General features: G+C 64.5%; 10 protein-coding genes. 3 read left to right on the forward strand and 7 right to left on the reverse strand.

Annotation, left to right across the window (positions count from 1 at the left end; translation table 11 throughout):
* A complete protein-coding gene (locus ACFOOL_RS02940; protein WP_380094711.1) occupies nt 1-999 on the reverse strand; it encodes an ABC transporter permease in 999 nt (332 codons plus the stop codon).
* Nucleotides 1,000-1,001: 2 nt separating this feature from the next.
* The gene (locus ACFOOL_RS02945) at nt 1,002-2,117 is read right to left on the reverse strand and encodes a glycoside hydrolase family 172 protein (protein WP_380094713.1); all 1,116 of its coding nucleotides are present in this window, start codon (nt 2,115-2,117) and stop codon (nt 1,002-1,004) included.
* 307 nt (nt 2,118-2,424) lie between these two features.
* Between ACFOOL_RS02945 and ACFOOL_RS02950 the strand changes: the two genes are divergently transcribed.
* Nucleotides 2,425-3,429 (forward strand): LacI family DNA-binding transcriptional regulator, encoded by a 1,005-nt coding sequence (locus ACFOOL_RS02950; RefSeq protein WP_380094715.1) that lies wholly within the window; start codon nt 2,425-2,427, stop codon nt 3,427-3,429.
* 3 nt (nt 3,430-3,432) lie between these two features.
* Here the strand turns inward: ACFOOL_RS02950 and ACFOOL_RS02955 are convergent, their stop codons facing one another.
* The 5 genes from ACFOOL_RS02955 to ACFOOL_RS02975 form a co-directional block, all read right to left on the reverse strand.
* Nucleotides 3,433-4,488, reverse strand: coding sequence for an ABC transporter ATP-binding protein (locus tag ACFOOL_RS02955; protein ID WP_380094716.1), 1,056 nt, complete (start codon nt 4,486-4,488; stop codon nt 3,433-3,435).
* Complete coding sequence (locus ACFOOL_RS02960; protein ID WP_380094718.1) at nt 4,485-7,193, reverse strand: sugar-binding domain-containing protein; 2,709 nt, start codon at nt 7,191-7,193, stop codon at nt 4,485-4,487. The genes ACFOOL_RS02955 and ACFOOL_RS02960 overlap by 4 nt, the downstream gene beginning before the upstream one ends.
* An 84-nt stretch (nt 7,194-7,277) precedes the next feature.
* Nucleotides 7,278-8,558 carry an ABC transporter substrate-binding protein gene (locus ACFOOL_RS02965; RefSeq protein WP_380094720.1) on the reverse strand — a complete coding sequence of 427 codons (1,281 nt, stop codon included), beginning with the start codon at nt 8,556-8,558 and terminating at the stop codon, nt 7,278-7,280.
* 47 nt (nt 8,559-8,605) lie between these two features.
* Nucleotides 8,606-9,457, reverse strand: a complete 852-nt coding sequence (locus ACFOOL_RS02970) for a carbohydrate ABC transporter permease (protein WP_380094722.1) — start codon at nt 9,455-9,457, stop codon at nt 8,606-8,608.
* Nucleotides 9,454-10,371 carry a carbohydrate ABC transporter permease gene (locus tag ACFOOL_RS02975; RefSeq protein WP_380094724.1) on the reverse strand — a complete coding sequence of 306 codons (918 nt, stop codon included), beginning with the start codon at nt 10,369-10,371 and terminating at the stop codon, nt 9,454-9,456. The genes ACFOOL_RS02970 and ACFOOL_RS02975 overlap by 4 nt, the downstream gene beginning before the upstream one ends.
* A gap of 124 nt (nt 10,372-10,495) precedes the next feature.
* Here ACFOOL_RS02975 and dgoD point away from each other — a divergent pair, with 124 nt between their 5' ends.
* Both dgoD and ACFOOL_RS02985 read left to right on the forward strand, forming a co-directional pair.
* On the forward strand, nt 10,496-11,668 hold the full coding sequence (gene dgoD, locus ACFOOL_RS02980) for a galactonate dehydratase (RefSeq protein ID WP_380094725.1): 1,173 nt from the start codon (nt 10,496-10,498) through the stop codon (nt 11,666-11,668).
* Nucleotides 11,669-11,670: 2 nt separating this feature from the next.
* On the forward strand, nt 11,671-12,344 hold a 674-nt coding region (locus ACFOOL_RS02985; protein WP_380094727.1), incomplete at its 3' end, for an SDR family oxidoreductase.

A 12,344-nucleotide genomic window follows, 5' to 3' on the forward strand; every position in this document is an offset into this window, starting at 1 on the left:
CTACCTGTGCCGGATGCGGGGATCGAGAAGGGGATAGATGAGATCGATCACCATGGTGGCTGTCGCCACGGCGATGACCGACAGGCTGATCGTGCCCATCAGCAGGTTGAAATCGCCCTGCAGCACCGCCGAATAGATCAGCAGGCCCAATCCCGGATAGTCGAAGAGGATTTCGGTGATCAGCGAGCCATTGAACATCAGCCCGATCTGTAGGGCGAGGAAAGTGATCTGCGGCAGGATGGCGTTGGGCAGCACGTAGCGGCTCAAAATGCGGCCATCGCCCAATCCCTTGAGCCGCGCATAGCGGATGAATTCTTCTTCCTTGAGGGTCGCCGTCTGCGCCTTGACGCTGATGACCCACCAGCCGAACACCACGATGACGATCGACATCGCCGGCAGGAACGAATTCCACACGATGCTGGTGATCAGGTCCCAGCTCCAGGGCGCGCCGCGGATGGTGGTGGTAAGCGGAAAGATCTTCCAGACATAGGAAAACAGGATCGAGAGCACGAGCGCCAGAATGTAGTAGGGGATCGGATAGAGGCAGATGGCGATCCCCTCCATGATGCGGCTCGACGGGCTCTCGGGCTTCCACCCCGACGCCAGGCCGACGAAATTGCCCAGGACCCAGGCGATCAGCGTCGAGGTCAGCAGCAGCCCGAAGGTCCAGGGCAGCGCGTTCCAGATCAGCTCCATCACCGGCGTCGGATACATCGAGAGCGAGGGGCCGAAATCCGCCGTGACCACGATGCGCTTGATAAAGGCCCAATATTGCTCGAGCAGCGAACCGCTGAGCCCGAACGTGTCGGACAGCGATTGGCGCAGCGCATCCACCTGCGCCGCCTCCATATAGGCACCCTGCGAAGCGACCTTGGCCAGCATGGCCTCCACCGGATCGGTGGGGCCGAGCCGCGGCACGAAGAACAGCACGGTGAGCGCAAAGACGATCACCAACGCATAAACGACGAGCCGCCCGGCGATGAAGCGGAGCAGATTCATGATCAGATGATCTCGAGATAGTCGCGGTCGGGCAGTTGCGGGAACGGCGCCGCCGGCAGGGTCTGGTACCAGAAGGCGACCGAGGCGATGTCGTCCTGCAGCGGCAGATAGCGGCGATTCTGCTTCTCCGTTCGCCAGCCCAGCGCCTGCATGGTCACCCGCAGATCGGATTCGAACCGGATCGGATCGTGAACGTGCCAGCGATACATGCCGAAGCGCATTTGGCTCTGATAGACGCCGTCGGGCCGCAGCACCTGCGGCAGGCCGGCATAGGGCGTGTTGAATTCGCGGTAGCGGTTCTCCATGGTGGCGTCGACCACCCCGCCATCGAAATTATAGGCGCCGCAGAAATAGTCTTCGGTGCCGGTGCCGCAAATGGTGGGGAAGGCATCGTCCCCATCCATGAAGAACTTGATTTCGCCCTCGCCCCACCAGCCGGCATTGTTGACGCCCCAGGCCATGTAGGTGCCGACGAAATGACCGCGGCCGGACACTCCATCGAGAATGGTGTAGTCCGTCTTGAACGGCAGCGGATTGGTCCGGCGGAACTGCGCGTGGAAATAGGCCGCGTCTTCCGGCACGTCGGCCAGCGCGTAGTTGACCTGATAATAGATGATGCCGAAATCGTCCGGATCGCGGTTTTCGATGGTGATCCGCGCCCGCTTGCGGAACGGCATCTGCCAATAGCAATTGAAGGCTCGGCCCGGATTGACGCAGACGGCGAGCGAGGTCACCTGGGCGAACCGGTTCCAGCCCGAACAGAAGAAATCGCCGATCGGCGCCTCGACCGAGGGATGCTGCTCGTCATCCCAATAAATCCTCAGGATCAGATCGCGCCAGCGCAGATTGGCGCTGGTCAGCCAGATCTGCTGTATGGCCCCCGGGCCTTCGATATCGGCAAGCACCCGCGTCTCGTTCGCCTCGATACGGATCGATGGCGAAATCTTCCAGCCCTGGCCCAGACCGCGCGCGCATTCGGCGCCCGTGCCCTCGGTGGCCATGCCGCCCTTGCCCTTCTCGCCGGTAAAATTCTCCGGGGAAATGGAACGGGTCCTGGCATTCGACAGGCGATAGAGATTGCCCAGATTGAGATCGAGGCCGGAAAAAGCGACGGTCATGAAAACTCCAGATTGGCCGGGCTGCGCCGTTCGCGCCATGAGGCGGCGCGCCGATCGACAGCAAAAAAGAAGGTCGCACCGCCTGCCGCAAGGCGGGCCGCATGAAGGGGTAAAGGGTCGGGACTCAGGCCGGACTGTCGAAAACGTTCACATCTGCCTCCCCGCAGCTGCCCGTCATGGATGGTTCGTCATTGGCCGCCGGCGATTCCTGCCGGTCGACATACGCACCATATCCACTTTGAATGCATTTGCAAATCAATTCACAAATCAATTTGCCAAGCCGGAACAGCGGTGCTAGCCAATTGCCATGACGACGATTTCCAAGGTTGCCGAACGCGCTGGCGTGTCCCGTACCACCGTGTCCCACGTGCTCAACCACGCGGAGAGGGTGTCGCCACATCTGCGCGAGCGAGTGATGGCAGCCATTGCCGAGCTCGGCTATGTCCCCAACCCGCAAGCCCAGAGCCTGCGCACGGGCCGCACCAATATGGTGGCGGTTCTTATCCCGGACATTCGCAACCCCTTCTATCCCGAACTGGTCAAGACGGTGCAATCCGACCTCGAGGCCGCCGGACGCGACACACTGATCTTCAATACCGACGTGCCGGGCGGCCATTCCCAGCAATTGGGCCGGGATTATCTGCGCCACATCCGCAACCGGCGCGTCGACGGGCTCATCGTGGGCGATTTCGCCCTGTTCGGCCTGCACGACGCCCTGCTGGACATCGACATCCCCACCGTTTTTATCGGCAAACTGCCCAATGGCGCGGTCGACAATGTCTGGGTCGACGACGAAAGCGCCTGCCACGCCATGGGGCGATATGTGGCCGGACGCGGCCATCGCCGCGTGGCGCAGATCACCGGCCCCGCCTATTTTCCCGAGGCGATGGCCCGCGCCCGCGGGTTTCGCGACGGCCTGCTCTCAGGCGGCGTCACTCCCGAAAACATCCTCGACTACGAGGGGAGCTTCCTCGGCCCCTCGGGCACCGACGGCGTCAACTTCCTCTTGGATACGCAAGGGCAGAACCTGCCCAGCGCCCTGTTCTTCGGCAATCATCTGATGGCGCAGGGCGGGCTTCCGGCCCTGTTCGACCGCGGCCTGTCGATCCCGAAGGATATGGCGGTCGCCGTCTATGGCGACCAGCCGCAGATGGATTATCTCCGCCCTCGCCTGACCCGCATCGGCGTCCCGCCCGCCACCCAGGCGCATCGGGCCGTGCAGATGCTGATCGACCGGCTCAGCGGCAGCTATACCGGCCCGCCGCGCAGCGAGCGGCTCGAAGGGGTCTTCAAGGAGTACGACAGCATGTAGGGCTCACCGCAGCCGCTGCCCGTCCGCATCGAAAATCAATGCGTCGGCGAGGGCGAAGCGCACCTCGAGGCGTTTTGCGCCGGAAGCACGGTCCTTGCCGCGCCGCTCCACCAGAATGGGCTGGCCGTCGGCGAGGCGCCCATGGGCGATGGTGCTGGCCCCCAGATTTTCGACCACATCGACCTCGACGGCCAGAGAAGCGGTTTCGCCTTCCGGCTGGAAGAACTGCTCCGGGCGCAAGCCCAGCGTGACGGCGCCCTGCGGCAAGGCGGCGAGGCGGGGGCGGAAACCGATTCCGGCAAGGGTTACGGTCTCGCCATCGCTTGTCGCTCTCAGCAGGTTCATGCGGGGCGAACCGATGAACCCGGCGACGAAGACATTGTCCGGATCGGCATAAAGCCGGGCTGGCGTGCCGACCTGCTCGATGCGCCCGGCGCGCAGCACCACGATGCGGTCGGCCAGGGTCATGGCCTCCACCTGATCGTGGGTGACATAGATCATTGTCGTGCCAAGTTGCTGGTGCAGCTTGGAAATTTCAACCCGCATGGCGACGCGCAATTCGGCATCGAGATTGGAAAGCGGCTCGTCGAAAAGGAAGGCTCGAGGCTGGCGTACAATGGCCCGGCCAATGGCGACGCGCTGGCGCTGACCGCCCGAAAGCTGGCTCGGCTTGCGCTTGAGCAGCGGCGCCAGTTGCAGAATCTCCGCCGCCTCGGCAACGCGCCGCTCCGTCTCGACCCTGGAGGTGCCGGTCATGCGCAGGCCGAAACTCATATTGCCCGCCACCGTCATGTGCGGGTAGAGCGCATAGGACTGGAACACCATGGACAGCCCGCGCCGCGCCGGTTCCACGTCGTTGACCACATCGCCATCGAGCGCGATTTCGCCGGAGGTGATGTCCTCCAATCCGGCGATCATGCGCAGCAGGGTGGACTTGCCGCAGCCCGAAGGGCCCACGAACACGACGAATTCGCCCTTCTCGACCGCCAGGTCGATGCCGTGGATGACCCTGGTGCTGCCATAGGTCTTTTCCACCCCGCGCAATTCGATGGCGCTCACCGTGCAACTCCTTGCCACCAGCTTTCGAGTTCGGACCGCGTCGCCTCGGGCGCCCGGACCTGTTTCCCGCTGCCCAGATAGGCGCCGAGCGCCTGCCGGAACGCTGCGGCGACCGGCCGATTCTCGAGCTTTTCGAGATCGAAACCGAGCAGCACGAGCCGGCCTCGGCCCACCTGCAATTCGGCACAAAGGACCAGGTCCCGATTGCTGTTCCAGTCGTCGATGACCCGCACAATCGCCTTTTGATTCAAGCCGTTGACGTCGAAGGCCCGGCGATGATGGGTGAGCTCCCACCAGTGCCAGTCCGAGTAGGAGGCGCTGGGGAAATGGGCAAAGAGCGGATGCTCCTCATCGATCAGCAAGCCCATTGTGTGCGGCGCCTGGCCATCGGTCCACAGCGTGTTCCAGAAGGCGGCGGTGTGACCCAGGACGGCATTGGGCGCGAGCCTGTCGGGCGGCGGCGCCAGGATCAGCGTCTCGCCCGCCTGGAGGCGATCGAGCGCGGCGCCGTCGAGCTCGGAAACCATTGGCAGGTCAATGGGTTGCGCCAGTTCTGGCATGACCCACACCCCCCAGCGATTGCGATAATCGGTGCCCTCCACCGTCACCACCAGTTCGTGGCGCGCCGCAGGGAGAAGCCCCGTGGTATCGATCGCGATGCCGCCCACTTCGTGAAGGCGGCCCGTCGCCAGGCCATCGCAGACCAGGTCGCCGGAGCGTAGAACGGTGTTGCCGCCATCGCGCAGGCTCCAGGAAAGCCGAGCATTTTCAATATTATGCGCGGTGAACACGGCAAGCTGCAGCTCGGCGGTGAAGGTCTCGCCCGCCACCAGAACGAAACGGTCGGCACGCAGGAGCGGCACCACCGGGGCGCAGAATTCGCGGAACCGGGCGGGGGTGACGTAGGGCTTCTCGTCCCAGAACGCATCGACCACGCCCACCAGGGCCGTGCCTTGCCCGGAAAAGTCTTGCAGGCCAAGCAGTTGCACGCCCGCCATGTCGGGGGTGCGCAGGGCGGCCTCCATCTCCTCCTTATAGAGCTGGGTCTGGAGCGCTCCGCTGGCCATGAGATAGTCGCGCGCCAGGTGGCCCAGCCCCTTGGCGTCCAGATCTTCCTTTATCATCAGCAAGTTACGTGCTTCCAGCACGCCGGTATATTTGGCGATTTCCGCCAGGTCCGGATAGACGCACCACTGGCCGATCTCATGGCTGACCAGCGCCATCGGCACCGCCTCGACCCATTCGGTCCAGTCGGTCCGGGTCTCCAGCGCGCGGGCGTTGAGGCGGCCTTCCAGCCCCTCGCCCCAGCGCTGGTTACGAGGTTCGGGCTTGGAGATATAGTCGGCGCGCTTGACCGTTGGCCAACCGGAACCGCCCGTGTAAACCCTTCTATCGTCTTGGTTTTTCCACTTTTCGAGAAAGCGCTCGAGAAAGCCGTGCAGGCCGTTACCATGCACTTCATTGCCGACGCAGAGCATGACGAAGCTGGGATGATTGCCATAGTCGCGCACGATGCGCTCGGCCTCGGCATGGATATAGCGGTCGAGTGCCGGATCGGCGCCGAGAACCGGCCAGACCGGGGTTTCCACATGCAGCAGCAGGCCCATCCGGTCGGCGACCTCGAAGGCCGCCTTGGGCGGGCACCAGGAATGGTAGCGGATATGGTTGAGGCCGTAAGCCTTTGCCGTACCGAAGACTTTTTCCCATCCTTCATGGTCGGTCGGCGGATAGCCGGTCAGCGGGAAGATGGCGCAATCGAGCGTTCCGCGCAGGAAAACCGTTCGCCCATTGAGCTTGAGATGCCGCCCCTCGCGGACGAAGGAGCGGATGCCGAAATCGGTTTCGAGACGATCCAGCACCACCCCGTCGCGGCGCCATTCGACGCTCAGGCGGTGCAGCACGGGATCGAACTCGTCCCATAGCGCCGCGGAGGGCGGCAGGCTGATTCGCCGGAAAATCCTGGCAAAAGCACTGTCGAACGTCAGCACATCGTTAGCACTGACCACTGCATCCGTGCCCGCCACGTGCACATTGAACACCAGTTCGTCAGCGTGCTCGCCGGTCCAGAAGATGGGGAAGCGGATATCGGGGTCGAAGGCTTCCAGCTCCACCTCGACGGTGATGTCGCGCGAGGGGGCATGGACGTCGAGGCGGGCGATGGAGGCGCGGGCCGCCTCGATGCGCAGATAGCCCACCACCCCGTTCCAGTTGGTCTGGGTGTGGTCGGTCTTGGAATGGGCGACGTCGCCCATGCGCGCATGGCTGCGGATGATGGCCTCGCCCACCGCCTCGAAGCGGGCATTGTCGATCATCATCACCAGACGGTGCGGGCCGGGGGAGAGCTGGCCGATCAGCATGCGCACGGCGGTGGACATGCTCTCGTCGCGCCCCAGCTTGTAGCCGTCTATCCAGACATTGACCTCCCCATGCGGCCGCTCCAGCGCCAGATGAAAATAATGGTCCTCCATGCCCTCGGGGATATCGAAGCTGCGGGCATACCAGGCCTTGCCGACATAGGGATGGCGGCGGCTGAGATGGGCCATGGTGCTGCCGGTCGAGAGCGGGGTCTTTTTCGCCTCGTCGACGCTGCCCGGCAGGCTGATCGTGTCGGGCAGGTCGGTCGCGAACCATTGCTCGGCCTCGCCCCGGCTATCGGGATCGAGGGCGAAGGCCCATTCGCCTTCGAGCGGGATGGAGGTGAGCATGTCTGGCCTCTGAATTTTTTTGTTTTGGGGTGGCGCGGGACGGAAAAGGGGGCGCGCCTCGGCGGGCGCCCCCAATGCCCTGGGCTACATCTGCGCCTCGACCTCGGCCCGCACCGCCTCGAGCGCCTCATCAACGCTCTGCACGCCCCGGGCGACATTGTTGACGGCCGTGCTCATGGCGGTGGCGGCGACCGGATCGAGCGGATGCAGGGTGAAGGGGATCATCTCGGCCTGCACCGGCGCGAAGACCTCGTTGACGTTCTGGCCGCCATAATAGGGGTCCTCGAAATTCATCCACTCCGCCTGCCCCGCCGGCGTATAGGCCGGATAGAGGTCGTCGTTCTGATATTGCTGTTTCAGGCTCTCGTCATCGGAGACCACCCATTTGACGAAGGCCCAGGCCGCTTCCTTGTTCTGCGAGCCCTCCAGGATGCCGATATAGTCGCCGCCCGAGTTGAAGGAGCGGTTGCCCTCGACGCCCGGCGCCGTGGCCACGGCCCATTTGCCGTCCTGATCGGCGGCATAGGCGCGCTTGAGCAGGCCCCCGAACCAGTTTCCATAGAGCACGGTGGCCAGCTGCCCGCGCCCGAAGGCGCCCTGCCATTCCGGGCTCCAGGCGGTGAAGGGCGAGATCATGCCCGCATCGGCCGCCTTCTTCACCGTTTCGAAGGCAGTGCGGAACACCGGATCGTCGATCTGGAAATTGCCTTCCGCGTCGAAATAGCTGACGCCCTTCTGCGCCATCATGGCGCGCACGATCTCCTCGCCATTGCCGATGACCCAACGCTGATTGGGCACCACCAGCTTCTGGCCTTCGGAAAGGAAGGCATCCCAGTCGGCGAACAGCGCGCTCACTTCCGCCGGATCGGTCGGCAACCCGGCCTCCGCGAAGATGTCGGAGCGGTAGAACATGCCGCCCGGCCCGGTATGCTTGGGCAGGGCCGAGATCTTGCCGTCCGGCAGGGTCACATTGGCGACGGTGAAGGGCGCGAAATCCTCCAGCAGCTCACCGGCATTATAGGGGGCCTGCCCCAGATCCACCCATTGCGGCTTGTCGCGCAGCAGGGCCATCATGTTGATCTCGATCATCGCCACATCGGTGCCACCGCCTGCCAGCATGGCGCGCTGCACGGCGTTGAGATAGCCGTTATTGGCGGTGGGAATGCCCTGGATATTGACGGTGATATCGGGATAGGCGGCGTTGAAGGCGGGCAGCAGCGCCTGGAAGGTGCGGTCGTTATTGGGCCAGGTCAGCACGTTGATCGTGCCCGAGACCGAACTGTCGGGCGCCTCCTGCGCCAGAACGGGCGTGATGGCGGCGCCGGCCAGCGCCAGGGCGGCAAGGCCCTTCAATATGGTCTTCATTGCAAATCCTCCATTTGCGTGTTCCTGCCGGTCGCGCCGGCAATACGTCATTTGACGGAACCGGCGGTGAGGCCGGCGATGAACTGGCGGCTCAGAAGCCCGAACAGGATGAACACCGGCACCAGCCCCATGAGGGTGGCGAGCATGACGGCCGGCATGTCGGAATAATGCGTGGTCGAGAGCGTGGTGAGCGCCAGCGGCACGGTGAACTTCGAGCCGTCGCTGAGCACCACCAGCGGAATCTGAAAATCGTTCCAGGTGCTGATGAGGGTCCACACGGCAAGCGCGGCGAGCCCGGGGCGGATGATGGGCAGCACCACGAAAAAGAAGGTGGCGATGCCTTTGGCCCCATCCATCTCGGCCGCTTCGTAAAGCTCGGCCGGCACGGTCGAGCCGATATAGGTGTACATCCAGACCACCCCGAAGCCCGAGGCCATGGCCGGCAGGATGAGCGGCCAATAGGTGTTGAGCCAGCCAAAGGCGTTCATCTGCAGGAAGAAGGGAATGAGCGCCAGCGAAGGCGGGAAGAACAGGGTGGCGAAGGTGGCGACCAGGATGAATTTATGGCCCGTCGCCCGCACATAGCGCGACAGCCCATAACCGGCCATGGCGCTGACCAGCACCAGCCCGACGGTCTTGGGCACGGCCACCAGCAGCGAATTGACGATGGGCCGGAAGGGCGGGAACACCGCTTCGATATTGCGGTAGTTCTGCACGATATTGTCGCCGAACCACAGCGGCGGGGGAAACTGGAAGACCTCGCTGAGGGTGCGCGTGGCGAAAACCGCCGTCCAGTAGAGCGGCAGCAGGAAAAAGATGCTGAGCGCCAGCAGGGCCAGCGTCACCGAGAGGTTGAAGCGCTTGTCGCGATTGCCGCGCCGGAGGCGCGCCGCAGTCATGACGCCGCCCCGCGCAGCCGGCGCAACCCGGCCTGATAGACGAGGGTGAACAGCACCACCGCCGCGAAGATATACCAGGAGACCGCCGAGCCGACGCCGAAATCCAGCCGGGTGAAGGCGGTGGCGAACAGATACATGCCCAGCGTGGTGGCGGCATTGTTGGTGCCGCCCAGCCCCTGGGTCAGCACATAGGGCTCGTCGAACATCTGCAATCCGCCCAGCGTCGAGGTGATGGTGGCAAAGGCGATGGCCGGCAGCAGCAGCGGCAGGGTGATGCGCGAGAAGATGGCCCAGCGCCCGACCCCGTCCATGCGCGCCGCCTCGTAGATGTCGCGCGGGATCGACTGGAGGGCGGCCATGAAAATGATGATGTACCAGCCCGTCCAGCGCCAGATGACCAGCAGCACCACCAGCGGCTTGATCCAGAATTCCGAGCCGAGCCAGTCGAAATAGCTGGGCGTGCCGGTGACCGCGCCGGCGAGCAGGTTGACGATGCCGCCATTGGCCGAGAAGAACACCCGCAGCACGATGGCGGCAATGGCCGGCGCCACCAGCAGGGGCAGCAGGAACACCATGCGGAAATAGCTCTTGCCGAAGGCCACGTGGTCGTTGACCAGAACCGCGATCACCAGCGCCAGCGCGATGGTGAGCGTGGTGGACCAGAGCCAGACATAGGCGGTGTTCCAGATCGCCTTCTGGAACACCGGATCGCGCAGCGCCCGGGCATAGTTCTCGAGGCCCACCCATTGCGGATCGGAAAAGCCGTCCCAGCGGTTGAAGCCGAGATAGACCGAGAACAGCACCGGAAAGATCGAGAACACCAGGAAGATCAAGAGAAACGGCGCCACCGCCAGATAGAAGGCATTGTGACGGCGCAGGCGATGCAAATTCTTGCCGGCGTGGCTTCCAGCCATGCTCACTCTCCGTTCGATGCAACTAATAATCTGATGTTTAAGGACGCTGTCAAGGCGCAATTGCCGGGCTTGACCCGATGATTGCCGGCATCTAGCTTTCAATCATCTGATTTATAGGTGTCGTGTGAAGATCACAGCCATCACTGTCCGCGTGGTCAATGCGGAAATGCGCAACTGGGTTTTCGTCAAGGTGGAAACCGACGAGCCGGGCCTGTTCGGCTGGGGCGAGGCGACGCTGGAATGGAAGACCCGCGCCGTGGTCGGGGCCGTCGAGGACCTGGCCCCGCTGCTGATCGGGCGGGACCCGCGCGACATCGAGCAGGCCTATCGCGCCATGACCAAGCAGAGCTTCTGGCGGCTCGGGGCCATCGGCATGAGCGCCGTCTCGGGCATCGAGATGGCGCTGTGGGACATTCTTGGCAAGCATCTGGGCCAGCCGGTGTGGCGGCTTCTGGGCGGCAAGGTGCGCGACAGGGTCTTCGTCTATACCCATCTGGGCATGGGCGACATGCGCGCCGTCTATGAATCCGACAGCGACGCGGCGCTGGTGGAGCGGGCCCGCGAAGTGGTCGAGAACGGCTATCGCGCCTTCAAGGCGGTCTTCGTGCCCTATACCCATTACCACGCGCCGCTGCCGCAGGTGGACAAGGTCGCCCGGATGATGGAGGCGATGCGAAAGGCGGTGGGCGACGAGATCGAGATCATGGTCGACTTCCATGGCCGGCCCGCCTCGGCCGGGGCGGCGCTGGCCTATATCGAGGCGCTGGCGCCCGGCCGGCCCATGTTCGTGGAGGAACCGGTGCCCCCGGGCGACTTCCAGAGCCTCGAACGACTGGCCCGGCAGACCGGCGTGCCGCTGGCCACCGGCGAGCGGCTGATCGATGCCAGCGAGTTCGAGGCGCTGTTCGCCACCCGCGCCATCGACATCGTGCAGCCGGACCTGTGCCATTGCGGCGGGTTCCTGCAGGCCAAGCGGGTCGCCGCCCGCGCCGAGGCGCTGGGGATCGGCGTGGCCCCGCACAACCCGCTGGGCCCCATCGCCGGGGTGGCGGCGCTGCACTTCGCCGTCTCCACCCCCAACCACGTCATCCAGGAGGAAATGGTGGGCGCGGTGCCCTGGTATTTCGACGTGGTGCAGGGCCCGATCCGCATGGTGGACGGCTATTGGCAGGTGCCCGAGGCGCCCGGGCTGGGGATCGTCGTTGACGAAGCCGAATGCGCCAAGCACCCTTATGCCCAGGAAGTGCTGCACACGCAGAACGCGGTGATGGCCGACGGAACCATCGTGGACTGGTAGCAATGCGCCTCAAGGACAAGATCGCCATCGTCACCGGCGCCGGGCGCGGCATCGGCGCCGCCATCGCCGAGGCCTTCCTGCGCGAGGGCGCGGTGGCGGTGATCGCCGAGCGCGACCCGCAGACCGGGGCGGCCACCGCCGCGCGGCTGGGTGAAGGCGCCCCCTTCATCGCCACCGACGTCACCGACCAGGAATCGGTGGACAGGACGGTCGCCCAGGTGCTGGCCCGCTACGGCCGCATCGACGTGCTCGTCAACAATGCCGGCATCAACGTCTTTCACGAGCCGCTGCAGACCACCGACGCCGAATGGGCCCGCTGCATGGCGGTGGACCTGGAGGGCGTGTGGCGCATGTGCCGCGCCGTGCTGCCGGCCATGCTGGAGGGCGGCGGCGGCAGCATCGTCAACATCGCCTCCTCGCACAGCACCACCATCATTCCGGGCACCTTCCCCTACCCCGTCGCCAAGCATGGCCTGTTGGGGCTGACCCGGGCGCTGGGCATCGAATATGCGGCGCGCAATGTCCGGGTGAACGCCATCGCCCCGGGCTATATCGAAACCGACCTGGCGCTCGAATACTGGAACGGCTTTCCCGATCCGGAGGCCGAACGCCGGCGCATCTGCGACCTGCATCCGCCGGGGCGCATCGGCCGGCCCGGGGAAGTGGCCATGACCGC

Origin of the sequence: Devosia honganensis (assembly GCF_042648785.1) — a bacterium.
Taxonomy (GTDB): Bacteria; Pseudomonadota; Alphaproteobacteria; order Rhizobiales; family Devosiaceae; genus Devosia; species Devosia honganensis.